This window comes from Amycolatopsis sp. cmx-4-61 (assembly GCF_046548775.1).
Lineage (GTDB): Bacteria > Actinomycetota > Actinomycetes > Mycobacteriales > Pseudonocardiaceae > Amycolatopsis.
This window is the reverse complement of the sequence record NZ_JAEBEI010000007.1, coordinates 43721-59153: the sequence shown is the minus strand read 5'-3', so window position 1 is coordinate 59153 and position 15433 is coordinate 43721. Positions and strand designations below refer to the sequence as shown.

At 72.3% G+C, this 15433-nt stretch carries 18 protein-coding genes and 1 tRNA gene; 14 read left to right on the top strand and 5 right to left on the bottom strand.

What is annotated here, in order from left to right:
• Positions 1-69 precede the first annotated feature (69 nt).
• From ACLJOU_RS21200 to ACLJOU_RS21190, 3 genes are read left to right on the top strand one after another with little or no spacing between them, the layout of a single operon-like run.
• Positions 70-1164: a serpin family protein gene (locus tag ACLJOU_RS21200; RefSeq protein WP_410569389.1), complete on the top strand. Its 1095-nt coding sequence runs from the start codon at positions 70-72 to the stop codon at positions 1162-1164.
• Entirely contained in the window at positions 1161-2972 is a 1812-nt protein-coding gene (locus ACLJOU_RS21195; protein WP_410569388.1) for a glycosyl transferase, read from the top strand. Before ACLJOU_RS21200 ends, ACLJOU_RS21195 begins: the two co-directional genes overlap by 4 nt.
• Positions 2969-3508, top strand: coding sequence for a DinB family protein (locus tag ACLJOU_RS21190; RefSeq protein WP_410569387.1), 540 nt, complete (start codon positions 2969-2971; stop codon positions 3506-3508). The genes ACLJOU_RS21195 and ACLJOU_RS21190 overlap by 4 nt, the downstream gene beginning before the upstream one ends.
• Before the next feature lie 106 nt (positions 3509-3614).
• Here ACLJOU_RS21190 and ACLJOU_RS21185 read toward each other — a convergent pair whose 3' ends face one another.
• The gene (locus tag ACLJOU_RS21185) at positions 3615-4214 is read right to left on the bottom strand and encodes a TetR/AcrR family transcriptional regulator (protein WP_410569386.1); all 600 of its coding nucleotides are present in this window, start codon (positions 4212-4214) and stop codon (positions 3615-3617) included.
• Between the two features lie 102 nt (positions 4215-4316).
• Between ACLJOU_RS21185 and ACLJOU_RS21180 the strand changes: the two genes are divergently transcribed.
• Entirely contained in the window at positions 4317-5021 is a 705-nt protein-coding gene (locus ACLJOU_RS21180; RefSeq protein ID WP_410569385.1) for a carboxymuconolactone decarboxylase family protein, read from the top strand.
• On the opposite strand, the gene ACLJOU_RS21175 is transcribed toward ACLJOU_RS21180, so the two are convergent.
• On the bottom strand, positions 5018-5467 hold the full coding sequence (locus tag ACLJOU_RS21175) for a MarR family winged helix-turn-helix transcriptional regulator (RefSeq protein ID WP_410569384.1): 450 nt from the start codon (positions 5465-5467) through the stop codon (positions 5018-5020). The two genes, ACLJOU_RS21180 and ACLJOU_RS21175, sit on opposite strands and share 4 nt — an antisense overlap.
• Positions 5468-5491: 24 nt before the next feature.
• Here ACLJOU_RS21175 and ACLJOU_RS21170 point away from each other — a divergent pair, with 24 nt between their 5' ends.
• From ACLJOU_RS21170 to ACLJOU_RS21160, 3 genes are all read left to right on the top strand, one after another.
• Positions 5492-6850 (top strand): MFS transporter, encoded by a 1359-nt coding sequence (locus tag ACLJOU_RS21170; protein ID WP_410569383.1) that lies wholly within the window; start codon positions 5492-5494, stop codon positions 6848-6850.
• 22 nt (positions 6851-6872) lie between these two features.
• On the top strand, positions 6873-7439 hold the full coding sequence (locus ACLJOU_RS21165) for a carboxymuconolactone decarboxylase family protein (RefSeq protein ID WP_410569382.1): 567 nt from the start codon (positions 6873-6875) through the stop codon (positions 7437-7439).
• 63 nt (positions 7440-7502) lie between these two features.
• On the top strand, positions 7503-8273 hold the full coding sequence (locus ACLJOU_RS21160; RefSeq protein WP_410569381.1) for a hypothetical protein: 771 nt from the start codon (positions 7503-7505) through the stop codon (positions 8271-8273).
• Here ACLJOU_RS21160 and ACLJOU_RS21155 read toward each other — a convergent pair.
• Positions 8245-9195, bottom strand: coding sequence for a sigma-70 family RNA polymerase sigma factor (locus ACLJOU_RS21155; protein WP_410569380.1), 951 nt, complete (start codon positions 9193-9195; stop codon positions 8245-8247). The genes ACLJOU_RS21160 and ACLJOU_RS21155 overlap by 29 nt on opposite strands.
• Before the next feature lie 63 nt (positions 9196-9258).
• Here ACLJOU_RS21155 and dnaG point away from each other — a divergent pair, with 63 nt between their 5' ends.
• Genes dnaG through ACLJOU_RS21140 form a run of 3 tightly spaced genes read left to right on the top strand, consistent with a single transcriptional unit; the run spans position 9259 to position 12502 of the window.
• On the top strand, positions 9259-11163 hold the full coding sequence (gene dnaG, locus ACLJOU_RS21150; protein ID WP_410569379.1) for a DNA primase: 1905 nt from the start codon (positions 9259-9261) through the stop codon (positions 11161-11163).
• A 1-nt stretch (position 11164) separates the two neighbouring features.
• The gene (locus ACLJOU_RS21145; protein WP_410569378.1) at positions 11165-11686 is read left to right on the top strand and encodes a hypothetical protein; all 522 of its coding nucleotides are present in this window, start codon (positions 11165-11167) and stop codon (positions 11684-11686) included.
• A 48-nt stretch (positions 11687-11734) separates the two neighbouring features.
• Complete coding sequence (locus ACLJOU_RS21140) at positions 11735-12502, top strand: trans-aconitate 2-methyltransferase (RefSeq protein WP_410569377.1); 768 nt, start codon at positions 11735-11737, stop codon at positions 12500-12502.
• Here the strand turns inward: ACLJOU_RS21140 and ACLJOU_RS21135 are convergent.
• Positions 12492-12662: a hypothetical protein gene (locus ACLJOU_RS21135; protein WP_003097798.1), complete on the bottom strand. Its 171-nt coding sequence runs from the start codon at positions 12660-12662 to the stop codon at positions 12492-12494. The two genes, ACLJOU_RS21140 and ACLJOU_RS21135, sit on opposite strands and share 11 nt — an antisense overlap.
• Before the next feature lie 167 nt (positions 12663-12829).
• Here ACLJOU_RS21135 and ACLJOU_RS21130 point away from each other — a divergent pair.
• From ACLJOU_RS21130 to ACLJOU_RS21120, 3 genes are all read left to right on the top strand, one after another.
• A tRNA-Asn gene (locus ACLJOU_RS21130) sits at positions 12830-12902 on the top strand.
• Positions 12903-13069: 167 nt separating this feature from the next.
• A complete protein-coding gene (locus ACLJOU_RS21125; protein WP_410569376.1) occupies positions 13070-13597 on the top strand; it encodes a hypothetical protein in 528 nt (175 codons plus the stop codon).
• 15 nt (positions 13598-13612) lie between these two features.
• Positions 13613-13765, top strand: coding sequence for a hypothetical protein (locus ACLJOU_RS21120; protein ID WP_410569375.1), 153 nt, complete (start codon positions 13613-13615; stop codon positions 13763-13765).
• A 52-nt stretch (positions 13766-13817) separates the two neighbouring features.
• Here ACLJOU_RS21120 and ACLJOU_RS21115 read toward each other — a convergent pair whose 3' ends face one another.
• On the bottom strand, positions 13818-14315 hold the full coding sequence (locus ACLJOU_RS21115; protein ID WP_410569374.1) for an STAS domain-containing protein: 498 nt from the start codon (positions 14313-14315) through the stop codon (positions 13818-13820).
• Between ACLJOU_RS21115 and ACLJOU_RS21110 the strand changes: the two genes are divergently transcribed.
• A complete protein-coding gene (locus tag ACLJOU_RS21110; protein ID WP_410569373.1) occupies positions 14278-15327 on the top strand; it encodes an STAS domain-containing protein in 1050 nt (349 codons plus the stop codon). The two genes, ACLJOU_RS21115 and ACLJOU_RS21110, sit on opposite strands and share 38 nt — an antisense overlap.
• Positions 15328-15433 lie beyond the last annotated feature (106 nt).

The following is a 15433-nucleotide window of genomic DNA, read 5'->3' as shown; positions in this document are numbered from 1 at the left end:
TTCGTCATCCTCGGGTGGAGTTGCGCGCGGAGGGCCGGTGGGGTGGCCCGTTCCGGTACTCTCGCCCGCATGGCCACGGACAGCCACCTCCGGTTCGCCCTCGCCGTCCATTCGGCCCTCGGTGCCGGGGGCGGGAACACCTGCTTTTCGCCGTATTCGGTGGCCAGTGCGCTGACCCTCGCCGCGCGCGCCGCGCGGGGGCGGACCCGGGACGAGCTCGTCGCGCTGCTCGGTGACCCCGGCGAACAGACCGTCCTGCTGCGGGACGCCGCCCGGCTCGCCGAAGAGTCCCACAGCAAGGAGCAGCCCGCGCTGGCCGTCGCCAACACGCTGTGGGCCGACGACCGGCTCCCGCTCGAGGACTCCTTCAAGGCCGAACTGGCCGAGTGGCCCGGGGCCGCCGTCGCGAGCGCGCCCTTCGAAAAGCGGCCCGAAGCCGCCCGCGCGCTCATCAACGACGACGTCGGGCGCACCACGCGCGGCCTGATCCCGGCCCTGCTGCCGCCCGGCTCGATCGACGCCGACGTCGCTGCCGTGCTCGTCAACGCCCTCTACCTGAAGGCCGCCTGGAAACTGCCGTTCCGCGAGGCCAACACCAGCGACACGCCGTTCCACGCGCCGTCCGGCACCCGGGACGTGCCGACCATGTGGCTCGGCGAAAACCTCGGCTACGCCCGCGCCGGCGGCTGGCAGGCGGTACAGCTGGCCGCGGCCGGGGGCCTGCAGGCCGTCGTGCTGCTGCCCGACGGCGACCTCGCCGAGGCGGAAAGCGGCCTCGACCAGGCGAAGCTGACGGGCCTGCTCGACCAGGTCCGGTTCAAGCGGGTGGAACTCTCGCTCCCCAAGATCTCGCTCGACGTCCCCAGCACGCTCACCGGCGTGCTGCGCGACCTCGGTGTGCGCACGCTGTTCACCGACCGAGCCGACCTGACCGGGCTCTCGCCGGATCCGCGGCTGACCGTGTCGGAGGTGCTGCACCAGGCCGTGCTGCGCGTCGACGAACAGGGCTTCGAGGGGGCCGCGGCCACCGCGCTGACCATGCGCCTGACCTCGATGATGATCGACGACCCGGTCGCCGTCACGGTCGACCGGCCGTTCCTGCTGCTGGTCCGGCACGCCGGCACCGGGGCGCTCTACTTCCTCGCCAGGGTGGTCGAACCGTGAGCCTGAAGTCCGAAGCCGTTCCCGAGCTGGTGCCGCCCGCTCCCGAACCGCCCGAAGGCCCGAAGCGCTGGGCGTGGCCGGACTCCGCGATCGCCGGCGGGTTCCTGCTCTTCACGATCCTGCTCTACAACGGCCTGTGGTTCGACCTCAAGCGCGGCTACCTGTGGAACGGCGGCGCCGACCAGAGCCAGTGGGAGTGGTACTCGACGGTCGTCGCGAAGGCCGTCCTGCACTTCCAGAACCCGTTCACCACGGACCTGCAGAACTACCCGCTCGGCGTCAACATGGCCGCGAACGCGGCGATGTTCGGCCTGAACATCCCGCTCGCCCCGATCACCCTGACCTTCGGCGCGACGCTGACCTGGGCGATCGTGCTCACCGCGGGCCTCGCCGGCACCGCGACCGGCTGGTACTGGGTGTTCTCCCGCCACCTGGTGCCGAACCGCACGGCGGCCGCGATCGGCGGCGCGTTCTGCGGCTTCGCGCCGCCGATGATCTCCCACGGCAACGCGCACCCGAACTTCGTCGTGCTGTTCGTGCTGCCCTTCATCGCGCTCAAGACGATCCAGATCGCGCACGGCGAACGCCCGGTGCGCAACGGCATCGTGCTCGGCCTGCTCGTCGCCTGGCAGATCCTGCTCGGCGAAGAACCGCTGATGATCTTCGCGCTCACGTTCCTCGTGTTCGCGATCGCGTACCTGATCCCGCACCGCGCCCAGATCCGCGGGATGCTCGCGCCGCTGGCGAAGGGCATCGGGATCGGCGCGGTCGTCGCCCTGCTGATCGCCGGATTCCCGTTGTACTGGCAGTTCTTCGGCCCGCAGAGCTTCCACTCGCTGCTGCACGGCCCGGCCGGCAACGACACGGCGGCGTTCACGCGCTTCGCCACGCAGTCGATCGCCGGCGCGCCCGAGGCGGCCGCGGACGTCTCGATGAACCGCACCGAGGAGAACGCGTTCTTCGGCTGGCCGCTGATCGTGCTCATGGTGGTGCTGACGATCTGGCTGTGGCGGGACGTCGTTTCGCGGGCGCTGGCGATCACGATGTACGTGCTGGCCCTGCTTTCGCTCGGTGTCGAGATCACGGTGGCCCACGACGACACCGGTGTCGCCGGCCCGTGGAAGTGGCTGGGCCAGCTGCCGCTGCTGGACTCCCTGCTCGAATCGCGGCTCGCGATGGGCTGCATCCCGGTGGTGGGCGCGCTGCTGGCGATCGCGACGCACCGCGTCTGGACGGCGGCGGCCCAGCAGCCGGCGCCCCCGGACGGCAAACCCGCGTTCCCGCTGCGGATGATCTGGATCGGCGCGGTGGTGGCGGTGCTGCTCCCGATCGCACCGACGGAACTGGTGACGCACCAGCGTCCGCTGTCGCCGCCGTTCTTCGCCGACGGGATCTGGCGCCAGTACATCGCGCCCGGCGGTTCGCTGGTGCCCGTGCCGCTGCCGAGCACCGGCGAAGCCGAGCCGCTGCACTGGCAGGTCGACGCGGGTCTCGGCTACCCGATGCCGGAGGGCTACTTCGTCGGCCCGACGTCCCCGGACGACCGCCGCGGCCGCTACGGCGCCGTCCCGCGGCCGACATCGGACCTGTTCGCGCAGGTCGAACGCACCGGCCAGGCCGCGGAGGTCACCGAGGCGGACCGCACCCAGGCGCTGGCGGACCTGCGGTACTGGAACGCGGACGTGCTCGTGGTCGGCCCGCGCCAGAACCAGGAAGCCCTCAAGTCCACAGTGGAACTGCTGCTGCGGAAGCCGGCGGAGTTCGTCGGCGGGGTGTGGATCTGGGACGTCCGGGCGCTGACGTCATGACCACTGTGGACGAACAGGGCCGGCCCGAGCCGCCCCTCGACGGCGACGAGACCACGACGCTCCTCGGCTTCCTGGACTTCCACCGCGCGACGCTGGCGTGGAAGTGCGCGGAGCTGGACACCGCGGCCCTGCGCGCGACGCACCCGCCGTCCACGATGACGCTCGGCGGGCTGCTCAAGCACCTGGCCTACGTGGAGGACTACTGGTTCTCCTACATCCTGGCCGGCCGCCCACGCGTGGCCCCGTTCGACGCGGTCGACTGGACGGCCACGCCGGACTGGGACTGGGACTCCGCCGCGGAGGACACCCCGGACCAGCTGCGCGAGCTGTGGGCGGCCACCGTCGAGCGCTCCCGGGCGGTGGTGACGGAAGCGCTGTCGACCGGCGACCTGGCGCAGCGCGCCCGCCGGCCGCGGCTGGACGGCAGCGCGCCGACGCTGCGCTGGATCCTGGTCCACATGGTGGAGGAGTACAGCCGCCACAACGGCCACGCGGACCTGATCCGCGAGTCGATCGACGGCCGCACGGGAGAGTGACCGGCGCGGTCAGGTGCCGCGCCGGGCGATCCGGAAGAAGTTGCCGAACGGGTCGCGGACCATCGCGCGCCGGTCGCCGTGGGCCAAGCCGGTGGCGGCGCGCAAGCTAGAGCCGCAGGCCCACCAGTTTGACCAGGAACCGGTCGAGCTGCTCGACCGCGGGCGGCCACGGCAGGTCGGGCTCGTTGATCCGCTGCGCCAGCATGCCGTTGACGGCGGTCCGCAGGTCGATGGCGACGGTCGCCGCGTCGCCGGCCGGGGCCGCGCCCGCGTCCATGCAGCGCTGGACCGCTTCGACCGTGCGGGCCACCATCACCTCCTTGAACGGCATCCCGTGCCGCCGGTGGACCTTGCTCTCGTGCAGCACCTTGTAGAGCCCCGGGTGCTCCTGCGCCCACGCCGCCTGCGCGAGGATCCGGGCGCGCAGGGCGGCCGCCGGGCCGGGGGCGGCGGCCGCGGCCTCGTCACCGACGCCGACGAGCTGTTCGTGGCAGCGCTGCATCGCGGCCAGCACCAGCGCGTCTCGGTCGGGAAAGTGCAGGTAGACCGACGTCGCCGCGATCGAGACCGCCCGCGCGACGGCCCGCAGGGACAACGCCTCGTCGTCGGCCAGCTCGTCGAGCATCCGGACGGCGGCCGTGACGATCTCTTCGCGCAGCAGCTCGCCCCGGCCGCGGGCGTTCGGGCGGCGTCTGGTCTCTTCCATCGTCGCCGAGTGTAGCTGGACACGCTTTGCGCTACAGGTGTAGCGTCGTTCGCGCTACAGCTGTAGCGCTACGAACGTTCAGCAAACTGAGGGAGCACGAACTTGACCACCACCGAAACCCCCACGAGCCTGGGCCGGCTCGCCGCGTTCGACCCGGTGTTCGCCCAGATGACCGGGGCCACGGCGAAGTACGTCCGGGCCGTTCCGGAACTGACCGACCGCGAGAAGACCTTCCTGTGCGTCACGGCCGACGTCTGCCAGGCGTGCCTCGGCCTGGCGTTCGCCGCGCACGTCAAGGCCGGCCTGGCCGCCGGGGTGTCCACCGCCGACGTCCGCGAGCTGCTGCGGTTCGTCTCGTACGACTGCGGCTACCACGCCGCGAGCGCCGGCATCGAGCGGATCGCCGAGCTCGAGGCGGAGCTCGGCCTGCCCCGGCCGGACGCCGAACCCCTGGCCCCGGAACTGGTCTCGACCGGACCGGACGCGGCCCCCAGCCCGCTGCCGGACCCGGTGCGGGCCCGGTTGACCGAGCTCGACCCGCACTTCACCGGCTACTTCGACCTGCAGTCGCGGATGCGCACCGGCCACGGGCCGGGCACGCTCACCGAACGCGAGCGCGGCCTGGTCAGCCTCAGCGTCGACGTCCACTACCAGACGCTGGCCGACACGTTCCGCACGCACGTCGGGCGCGCGCTGCGGGGCGGCGCGGCACCGGAGGACGTCCGCGCGGCCCTGCGGTTCAACGCCCAGTTCGGCGTCACCCGCGCCTGGCACGCGTGGGAGGCGCTGAACGAAATCCTGGACTAACCGAGGACTTCGTCCGCGAGCCGGCTCAGGTAGCCGGCGAACCGCTCGCGGTCTTCGGCGGGCCAGTGGCCCACCAGTGCCTCGAACGCCTGGCGCTGGTGGGCCCGCGAAGCGTCGAGGAACTCCTTCGCGGCGTCAGTCAGCGTCAGGACCGCGCGTCGCGCGTCGCGGGTCGACGTCGCGCGCACGACGAAGCCGTCTCTTGCCGCTTCGCCCACCATCCGGCTGGCCACCGAGCGGTCGATGCCGAGCTGGCGGGCCACGTCGGCGACGGTCACCTCGTCGACGGCCGCGCCGTCGACCGCCTGGATGACGAACAGGTTCGGCACCGTCCACGACGGCGGTGCGTCGGCGGCGAAGCGCTCGACGACGTCCGGGGCCCACTGGCGCGACCAGTGGCGCACCAGGCGGAACAGGGCCGGGCCGCCGTCGCTTGATGTGTGCACAAGACACGTTATAACGTGTGCTTTATGCACGCATCTCGGAACCTCGCCTACGTCGGGCTCCTGCTCGGCATGGCCATGGCCCAGCTGGACGGCCTGGTCCTCACCGCGGCCCTGCCGTCGATCGGCGCCGATCTCCACGCCCGCACCGGGCTGGTCGCGGTCACCGCCGCCGGGCTGCTGACCCTGACCGTCGCGACTCCGCTGCACGGCAGGCTCGGTGACCTCTACGGCCGCCGGGCGTGCTTCGCCGGGGCGGTCGTCGTCTTCGCCGCCGCTTCCGCGTGGTGCGCCGCCGCACCCGGCCTGGGCTCGCTGATCGCCGCCCGCGCGCTGCAGGGGCTGGGCGGCAGCGGCCTGATCGTCACGGCGATGAGCGCGCTCGGCGAGCTCTTCGACCGCGACGAGCTGCTGCGCCGCCAGGCCTGGCAGACCGCCGTCTTCGCCGCGGCCACGCTCGGCGGGCCGCCGCTGGGCGGCCTGCTCGCGGCGGGCCCCGGCTGGCGGTGGATCTTCCTGGTCAACCTGCCGCTGAGCGTCCCGGCCCTGGTGCTCGGGTTACGCGGGCTACCCGGAAAACGGCGGCGGGACAAGGAGAAGTTCGACGTCCCGGGCAGTGTGCTGCTGACCGTCGCGGGTGCCGCCGTCGTCGCACTCGGCACGGCCGACGCGCTCGCTCGCAGTCCACTGTGGACGCCGATGCTGCTCGGCACGGCGGTCGTGGCGGGGTGGCTGTTCGTCCGGCGGCAGCGCCGCACCCCGAGCCCGCTCATCTCGCCGAAGGTGTTCGCCGACGCCGTCCTCAAGCGCGCGGTGGTGGTCAACGGCCTGGCGGGCGCCGCGCTCTACGGCACGTTCACCTACGTCGCGCTGGTCGCCGCCCGGGGAGCGGGCGCGGCGGGCACCGGGCTGCTGCTGGTGGCCATGACCGCCGGGCAGCTCGCGTTGTCGGCGTCCTTCGCCGCGCTGGCCCGCCGGCACCCGGACATGACGGCCTGGGGCCGGGCCGCCTGCCTGCTCGGCACCGCGGGACTGGCCGCGATCGCCGTCGCCGCCGCGTCCGGGAGCACACCGTGGCTCCTGGCCCCGGGCCTGTTCGCGATCGGCGCGGCCTTCGCCGTCTGCACCGCCGCCTACACCGTGCTCGGCCAGACCCGGGCCGACCGGGCGCTGCTGGGCGTCACGCTGGGGTCGCTGACCTTCGCCCGGCAGGCCGGCGGCCTGGCCGGGGCCGCGGTGTTCGGCTGGCTCGCGCTCGCCACGACCGGCGGGCTGGCCGCCCCGGGCCTGACGGTCGTGTTCGCCGCGGCCGCGGCGACGATGCTGGTGGCGTGGCTCACGTCGCCGGGTGTCACGTCGGCCGCCGCCGTCTCGTCCAGCTCGTAGCCGCCAGACGAAGGAGACCGAAATGCCGCGCATCCCCGCCAAGAAGACGTCCGAGGCCGGGCTGTTCCTCAAGCTCGTCTACCGGATCGCCGGCCGCCGCTTCGGCGCGGTGCCCGAGCCGATGGCCGTCGCCGCGCACCACCCCGGCCTGTTGCGGACCTACCTGGTCCACGAGCTGCTCGCCGAGCGGGCGTCGAAGAAGCTGCCGACGAACGTGCGGGAACTCGCCGTCTACCGGGTGGCGACGCGGATCGGCTGCTCGTGGTGCGTCGACTTCGGCGCCATGCTGCAGAAGCACGACGGCCTCGACATCGAGCGGCTCACGAAGATCGGCGACTACGCCACCTCACCGGCGTTCAGCCACCAAGAGCGGCTCGCGATCGCCTACGCCGACGCGATGTCGGCGGACCAGGTCACCGTGACCGACGAGCAGGTCGCCGAGCTCGAGCGTGAATTCGGCCGCGAGGGCGTGCTCGAGCTGACCTACCAGATCGCGCTGGAGAACTCCCGGGCCCGGATGAACAGCGCGCTCGGCATCGCGGACCAGGGCTTCACCTCCGGCGACGCCTGCCGGGTCCCGCTCCCGTAGGACCCCGCGAACCCGACCCCGGTGGGACGCGCCACCGGGGTCCGGCGCGGGACCGTTCTGCCCATGCACCTCGTCGCCAGTGAACGAATCAAGCTCTTCAGCATCGCCACGCCCTGGGTGTGCGGCGTCTTCACCCTGGTCGCACTGGCCTTCCCGGCCGCGATCAGCGCACTCGGCGCCGGGGAGGCCCACCTGCCGCCCACCGTCGCGAGCACCCAGTTCGGCTCCCAGCTCGCCCTGGTCGCCGTGCTGGTGCTGGCCGCACTCGCGGTGACCGGCGAGTACCACTCCGGCACGATCCACGGCACCTTCCAGGCCGTGCCGAGCCGGACGCCGGTGCTGCTGGCCAAGGCCGCGCTCGTCGCCGGCTATGCCTTCCTGCTCGGCGAAGCCGCCGCCTTCACGGCCTGGCTGGTGGCCCGGATCCTCGCACCGGACGCCGACCTGGCCCTGGACAGCGCCGCGGACTGGCGGATCGTCGCCGGGACCGGCCCGGCGTTCGCACTGGCCGCCGTCTGCGGGGTCGGCGTCGGTCTCCTCCTGCGCCACACCGCCGGCGCGGTCGCGCTGCTCGTCGCCTACCCGCTGATGGCGGAGAACGTCGTCCAGCTGATCCCGCGGGCCGGCCAGGCGATCCACCGGTGGCTGCCGCTGAACGCCGTCGCGAAGTTCCTCGGCGGGGACGGGGAGGCGAACGCGGGCCGGGACGGCGGCAACGCCGCGGTCCTGTCCGACTCGCCGCTGAGCCCCGGCTGGGCGCTGGCCTACTTCGGGGCCTTCGCCGCCGTCCTGCTGGCCGCCGGCATCACGAAGGCGAAGCGGCGGGACGCGTGATCCGCGTCAGCTTGTCCGGGTTGACGAGGTCGTAGATCGCCACGACCTTCCCGTCGCGGACGGTGAACGACTGGACGTGCTCGTCGAGGGCGAAGAAGCCGTCCTCGCCCGGCTGCGGGGCGAGGTACACGCCCAGGTCGCCGTTGACGAGCACCGGCGTGCCGCCGACGAGCACCCCGGGCGCGTACTTGCGGGTGAGGCCGACGAAGAACCGGGCGATCTTGTCCGGGCCGAGGATGAGCTGGCGGGCGGTGCGGCCCTTGCCGTTCGAGTCGCCGATGAGCACGACGTCCGGGGCCAGCAGCTCGGTCATCGCCCGGATGTCGCCCGCCTGCAGCGCGAGCACGAACTTCTCGAGGAGCTTCGCCTGGTCCTCGAGCGGGACGCGCGGGGCCGGATCGGCGTCGGCGAGGGCCTTGCGGCCCCGGGAGGCGTACTGGCGGGCGGCGTCGGCCGAGACGCCGAGCGCGTCCGCGATCTCCGCGAACGGCACCGAAAAGGCGTCGTGCAGCACGAAGGCGACGCGCTGCTCCGGCGTCAGCCTGTCGAGGACGACCAGCGCGGCCATCCGCAGGCCGTCGTCGCGCACCGCGGCTTCGAGGGGGTCGTCACTCGCCGGCTGCCCGAACGGCGTGACGACCGGCTCGGGCAGCCAGTTGCCGACGTACTTCTCCCGCCGCGCGGCGGCCGACTTGAGCCGGTCGAGGCAGATCCGGCCGACGACCGTGGTCAGCCAGCCCCGCAGGTCGCGGATCGCCGCGCGCCCCGCGTCGTCCAGGCCGGCCAGCCGCAGCCACGACTCCTGGACGGCGTCCTCGGCGTCGGCCCGCGTGCCGGTGAGCCGGTAGGCCACCCCGATCAGGTGACTGCGGTGCGCGGCGAACTCCGCGGCGAGCGTGTCCAGTGCGGTGGGTGTGGCCATCCCCCGAGTGTGCCGGATGAGGTCGCATCGTCCACCGGACGAGGTCCGATCTATTGTGGTGGTGTGGCAGGACGGATTCGGGAGAGCGACATCGCGGAGGTGCGCGAGCGGAACCGGATCGACGAGGTCGTCGGGGAGTACGTGGCGCTGCGCCGCGCCGGTGGGGGCAGCCTGAAGGGCCTCTGCCCGTTCCACAACGAGAAGACCCCGTCGTTCAACGTCCGCCCGGCGCACGGCACCTTCCACTGCTTCGGCTGCGGCGAGGGCGGCGACGTCATCAAGTTCGTCCAGAAGATCGACCTGATCTCGTTCGTGGAGGCCGTCGAGCGGCTGGCCGACCGGGTCGGCATCCGGCTCACCTACGAGGGCGGCGGCGCGACGATCCAGCGCGACCGCGGCAGCCGCACCCGGCTGGTCGAGGCGCACCGCCTCGCGCAGGAGTTCTACGCGGAGCAGCTGGTCACCGACGAGGCCCGGCCGGCGCGGGACTTCCTGTCCGAGCGCGGGTTCGACGCGGCGATGGCGAAGACGTTCGGCTGCGGGTACGCACCCGGCGGCTGGGACAAGCTGACGAAGTTCCTGCTCAACCGCGGGTTCGAGGTCAAGGAACTGCTCACGGCGGGGCTGTCCAAGGAGGGCCAGCGCGGCCCGATGGACCGGTTCCACCGGCGGCTGGTCTGGCCGATCCGCGACGTCGGCAACGACGTCGTCGGCTTCGGCGCGCGGCGGCTGTTCGACGACGACCGGATCTCGGCGAAGTACCTCAACACCGCCGAGTCGCCGATCTACAAGAAGTCCCAGGTCATGTTCGGCCTCGACCTGGCCAAGCGCGAGATCGCGAAGCGGCACCAGGTGGTCGTGGTCGAGGGCTACACCGACGTGATGGCGATGCACGCGTCGGGCGTGCCCACGGCCGTGGCGTCGTCCGGCACGGCGTTCGGCGAAGACCACATGAAGGTGCTTCGCCGGCTGATGATGGACGACGACGCCTTCCGCGGCGAAGTGATCTTCACCTTCGACGGCGACGAAGCGGGCCAGAAGGCGGCGCTGAAGGCATTCGAAGGCGACCAGACGTTCGCGGGCCAGACGTACATCGCGGTGGCGCCGGACGGCATGGACCCTTGCGAGCTGCGGCTGGCCAAGGGCGACAGCGCGGTGAAGGACCTGGTCGCGCGGCGGACGCCGCTGTTCGAGTTCGTCATCCGCAGCACGCTCAAGAACTACGACCTCGACTCGGTCGACGGCCAGGTGGCCGCGCTGCAGAAGACCGTGCCGATGGTGGCGTCGATCAAGGACCGCGCGGCCCGCGACGGCTACGCGTCCAAGCTCGCCTGGTGGGTGGGCTGGCAGGACGTCGCCCAGGTCGTCAACCGCGTCCGCGGGGCCGCGGGCGTGACGGACAAGCGCGGCGGGGCACCCCTCCGGCAGCCGGCGCGGGCCCAGGCGGCGCCGGCCGCGCCCACCCAGGACGCCGCCCGCCCGGCCCCGAAGGACCCGCGGTTCGCCGTCCAGCGCGAGGCTTTGAAAGCGGCGCTGCAGCAGCCCGCGATCGCCGGGCCGGAGTACGACGCGCTGCCGCTGGAGGCGTTCACGCACCCGGTGTACGTCGCCGTCCACGAAGCCGTGCTCAAGGCCGGTGGCGCGGGTTCGGGCCTGACCGGGCCGGCGCTGCTGGACGCGGCCGCCCCGCACTGTCCGGAAGGGACGGTCCGGCGGGTGCTGTCCGAACTGGCCGTGGAACCGTTGCAGGCCAAGGACGAAGTCGACTCCCGGTACATCTCGTCGATCCTCGCGCGGCTGCAGGAGAGCCTCGTCGGGCGGCAGATCGCGGAGATCAAGGGCAAGCTGCAGCGGCTGTCGCCGGTCGAAGCGCCGGACGACTACCGCGCGTTGTTCGGCGATCTCGTCGCGCTGGAGCAGTACAAGAAGTCGCTGGGCGAGCAGGCCGCCGCCGGCGCGTGGGGCTGAGATGGGCTTCCTGCGGCGGTTGCTGGGCGACCGCACACCGGAGGGGTTCGCCGGTTCCCTGTCCCCGGGCGAAGAGGTCGTGGACAGCGCCCCGGTCGAGGGCGGCGGCCACCTGGTCGTGACGGCACTGGGCCTGTGGATCCCGGACGGCGACGGGGCGCGCCGGATCGGCTGGCACCTGGTCGGCAAGGCGGCCTGGGCGGACGGCGTGTTCACGCTGACGGAGTCGTCCGAAGTGGGCACGGCGGGTGCGGCGGTCGTCCTGGCGGACCGCCCGCCGGTGCGGTTCCGGCTGCCGTCGCCGGGCAAGGTGCCGCGCGAGGCCTACCAGCGCGTCGAGGGCTCGATCCGCTCGCGGCACCGGCAGGACATCGGCGCCGGGGGAGCGTGGTTCGTCCAGCGCAAGGTGCCCGGCCGCGACGGCACGGTGCTGCAGGTCCGGCCGGACCCCGGCACCGACCCCGCGCTGGTCGAGGCCATCGCCGAGCAGGTCTCCGCGAAGCTGGTCAACCCGGCGGAGTAGCAGTACGCTCGTACTCAGTACACGCGTACTGTTATCTGGGAGGCGACCGTGTGGGATCCGGGCAAGTACCTCGACTACGCCGACCTGCGGGCCCGGCCGTTCGACGACCTGGTCTCGCGCATCGGGGCGTCGGCGCCGCGGCGCGTCGTCGACCTCGGCTGCGGCCCGGGGAACCTGACGGTGTCCCTGCGGGACCGCTGGCCGTCGGCGGCCCTCGAGTGCGGCGACAGTTCACCCGAAATGGTGGCCGCGGCGCGGTCCCGTGGGCTGGACGCGACGCTGCTCGACGTCCGCGACTGGACGCCGGCACCGGACACCGACGTCGTGGTGTCGAACGCCGTCCTGCAGTGGGTCCCGGACCACGGAGCGTTGCTGCGCCGGTGGGCCGCCTCGCTGCCGGCGGGTGCCTGGCTGGCGGTCCAGGTACCGGGCAACTTCAACGCGCCGTCACATGTGCTGACGCGTGAACTGGCGGCGTCCCCGGCCTGGGCGTCCCGCCTGGCCGACGTGGTCCTGCGCGAGGACGACGCGGTGTCGACCCCGCTGGAGTACGCGAACCTCCTGGCCGACGCGGGCTGCGGCGTCGACGCGTGGGAGACGACGTACGTGCAGCCCCTGCAGGGACCGTCCCCCGTGCTGGAGTGGATCACCGGCACGGCGTTGCGCCCGATCCGCGCGGCCCTGTCCGACGCCGAGTGGGCGCAGTTCCGCGCCGCCCTGGCCCCGCGGCTCGACGCGGCGTACCCGGCCCGCGCCGACGGCACGACCTGGTTCGAGTTCCGCCGGGTGTTCTTCGTGGCCCGCGTCAGCGCTTGAGCTTCTCCCCGATCTTGGCCCGAGCAACCCCGGCGGCGCCTTGGACCATGGGGTGGTCGACGACCCGGCGGTAGGTGCGCACGAGCTGCTCGTACCGCCCCCGGCCTGCCTTGGCGCCCAGTACGTACCCCAGGCCTGCCCCCAGCAGGAACTTCTTCATCCGAGTCCACGCCTTCCGTCGTTAGGTCGTCCGACTGTCCATTGTCCAGGAAAACCGGCCGGACGGGGGCGGTTGCGCTAAGTGGGGGGTGGTGTGAGGCGTCACGGAGGCATGGGCTAAAGTTCTTCTCGTCGGTCGGAGAGACCGGCACCGGAAGTGAGCGACATTCCCCTGTAGCTCAACTGGCAGAGCATTCGGCTGTTAACCGGAGGGTTCTTGGTTCGAGTCCAAGCGGGGGAGCGCAGGCCCAGGTCATCGACCTGGGCCTTCTTCGCGTCTTGGGGCGAATCCAGTGTCTGTTTCGACGATCTTCCAGTGAGCCGTCACGTGTGGCTGCCGCGTGGTGCGCACCGACCGGACGGTAACCGCGGCGGCGTAGCCCCGGCGGGCCGGGGTACTCGGCCGTGATGATGAAACGCGCACTGTGGCAGGGCCTGGTCGCCGGGGCCGCCGGCGTCACCGCGATGACGATCGGGGAGAAGCTGGAGCAGCGCCTGACCGGCCGGCCGGACTCGCACGTCCCGGCCCGGGTCCTGCGTCGGCTGACCGGTCGTCCGGACGACCCGGGGCGGCCGCAGCCGGCGAACTGGGTGATGCACTTCGGCCAGGGCGTGGTGCTCGGTGTGCTGCGGTCGGTGATGGCGCAGGCGGGTCTGCGTGGTCCGTGGTCGTCGGCGAAGTTCGCCGTGGTGCGGCTGACCAACGACCAGATCCTCGAGAACGCCACCGGTGTCGGGGCGCCGCCGCCGACCTGGCCGCGCGGTGAGCTCGTGGTGGACCTCCTGCACAAGGGCGTCTACGCCGCGGTCACCGGGGTGGTCGCCGACGCCCTCGCCGCGCGGTCCGGCCCCGGGCCGGGGCAGCGGCACGCCGCGGTGCTGCCCGGTCGGCACTCCGACGTCGGCCCCCTGCCCCGATCCGCCGCGAAGCACTGAACGGAACAACCGGGGATGACGGCCGACGCCGACATCGTCCTCAACACCGCCGGCGAGATCCGGCACACTTTTCGGCGCGGCTCGGGCTTCTGGATGCCGTCCGCCGCTCGCGATCAAGGGGATACCGCCTTCGGAACGCATGATCGCTGCGGCGAAGGAACACGGTGAGCTGGTCGCCTTCTGCTGTCGCGGACGCACCGCCCAGTACGGCTCGACGGCCCTAAAAGGCTCGCTGGAGGCGGTGGGCGCGGGGTTCCGGGCGGCAGGCGGTGCAGACCATTGTCCGTCCCAGCAAGGAACCCTCTTCTGACAGCACTCGCGCGACGCGGAGAGCCTGCCGTCCGCATCGCTCGCAGGGCAGTGGGTCCGGCCCGCGTGTCGATGCCGGAGATCCGCAGCGGGACGAGGACCGCGCGGGCCGCGGAGACGATCCCGATCCGGCGCCGGCCCGGCCCACCGCGCCCTCGAGCGCACGCACGCCCGCCGACCCGAAGTACGTCACCTCGGACAGGTTGAGCACGAGGCAGGCCGGCAAGTCCTGCCACAGGGCCCGCTGCAGCAGCCGGACCGAATCGGTGTCGACGTCTCCGGCGGCGGAAACGATCACCAGGTCGTGGCGCCACGGAATTCGCCGTACGGCCAGTGCCTTTTCTGCGTAATGAGGGGTGGATTCCCGTGGGGTGGATGAATGGGCGGAATTCGAAAAGAGTGAAGACATGCTTGGGTGCTCCCGAACATTTCGGGGCGAAGCGTCGGTGCGGCCACCGGAAGAGTACAGCGCAACAGACGCTTTTGCGCCGGCTGTCGCGTCCAGTGCAGGAAGTGAAATTCGCCTTTGGCTGGTCATCACATTGAACGCGTCGATCACGGTTTCTCCGGGTGCCAGGGCAGACCGAGGAGGCACCGTGTCCGGTCGCGAACTCCCGCTCCCCGATTTCGACCAGACCCCGGCCGGGCGTCGATGGGCCCTGGTTCGCCGGCGCGCCGATCGGGCCGGCCGCTGGCAGACTGGCCGCATGGGTGACGGGGGCGATGAGCTCGCTTGGGCGATCACGATGCCACCTGCGCAGACCGCCTCCGGCGTGGTGCGGGTGGTGATGTCCGGGGCGCTCGGTCCCGCAGCTCATGCGCGGCTGCGCGAGACCCTGCGGATCGCGCTGCTGACCGCCTTGTCACCCGAACCGGCGGCGCTCGGTGTCACGTTGACCGCGGTGACTTCGTGCGACGGTGTGCTGGCGGCGGAGATGCAGGAGCTGGCGATCACCTGCGCGCGGGAAAACGTCGCGCTGCGCGTCGAAGTCACGCCGGCGCTGCTGCCCTGGCTGGGTAGCCGTGAGCTGGCGCCTTGTTTGCACCTTTCCGATGCGACGGTCGCAGGCACGTCGGAAGTCGCGGTCGTTCCGACGTGGCTCGACCCGGCCACGCTGGTCATCGCCCTCACCGGCGAGCTCGACCTGGAGACCACTGCGCGCACGCGGGACGCGATCGCGGTGATCCTCGCGGGGCAGCCTCGGCGGCTCGTGCTCGACCTGGTCGGCGTGAGTTTCCTGGCTTCGACCGGCGTGAACGAGATCGTCCGGCTCGCTCACGCCGCCGCCGATGATGCCGTGGCCCTGCACGTCGCGGCGGGCGGGCACAACCGGCGGACCTTCGAGCTGCTCGGTCTCACCGGCACCTTGCTGCGCGTCTTCGACACCCGGGCCGACGCGCTGGCGGCGTTCGGCGGATGAGAACCCGCCCGGCGAAAGCACCGGGCGCTGGGGGGTCTCGCCGGTTGATCTTCCGACTGAGCCCGCCGGTCCGGGGCGCACGTCTGCCCTGCCTCCGCCCCGTTTC

Excerpts from the sequence above, each read along its gene's own strand:
- ACLJOU_RS21200 (WP_410569389.1), top strand. The coding sequence starts at position 70 with ATGGCCACGGACAGCCACCTCCGGTTCGCCCTCGCCGTCCATTCGGCC.
- ACLJOU_RS21190 (WP_410569387.1), top strand. The coding sequence starts at position 2,969 with ATGACCACTGTGGACGAACAGGGCCGGCCCGAGCCGCCCCTCGACGGC.
- ACLJOU_RS21185 (WP_410569386.1), bottom strand. The coding sequence starts at position 4,214 with ATGGAAGAGACCAGACGCCGCCCGAACGCCCGCGGCCGGGGCGAGCTG.
- ACLJOU_RS21170 (WP_410569383.1), top strand. The coding sequence starts at position 5,492 with ATGCACGCATCTCGGAACCTCGCCTACGTCGGGCTCCTGCTCGGCATG.
- ACLJOU_RS21165 (WP_410569382.1), top strand. The coding sequence starts at position 6,873 with ATGCCGCGCATCCCCGCCAAGAAGACGTCCGAGGCCGGGCTGTTCCTC.
- ACLJOU_RS21160 (WP_410569381.1), top strand. The coding sequence starts at position 7,503 with ATGCACCTCGTCGCCAGTGAACGAATCAAGCTCTTCAGCATCGCCACG.
- ACLJOU_RS21155 (WP_410569380.1), bottom strand. The coding sequence starts at position 9,195 with ATGGCCACACCCACCGCACTGGACACGCTCGCCGCGGAGTTCGCCGCG.
- ACLJOU_RS21145 (WP_410569378.1), top strand. The coding sequence starts at position 11,165 with ATGGGCTTCCTGCGGCGGTTGCTGGGCGACCGCACACCGGAGGGGTTC.
- ACLJOU_RS21135 (WP_003097798.1), bottom strand. The coding sequence starts at position 12,662 with ATGAAGAAGTTCCTGCTGGGGGCAGGCCTGGGGTACGTACTGGGCGCC.
- ACLJOU_RS21125 (WP_410569376.1), top strand. The coding sequence starts at position 13,070 with ATGATGAAACGCGCACTGTGGCAGGGCCTGGTCGCCGGGGCCGCCGGC.
- ACLJOU_RS21120 (WP_410569375.1), top strand. The coding sequence starts at position 13,613 with ATGACGGCCGACGCCGACATCGTCCTCAACACCGCCGGCGAGATCCGG.
- ACLJOU_RS21115 (WP_410569374.1), bottom strand. The coding sequence starts at position 14,315 with ATGTCTTCACTCTTTTCGAATTCCGCCCATTCATCCACCCCACGGGAA.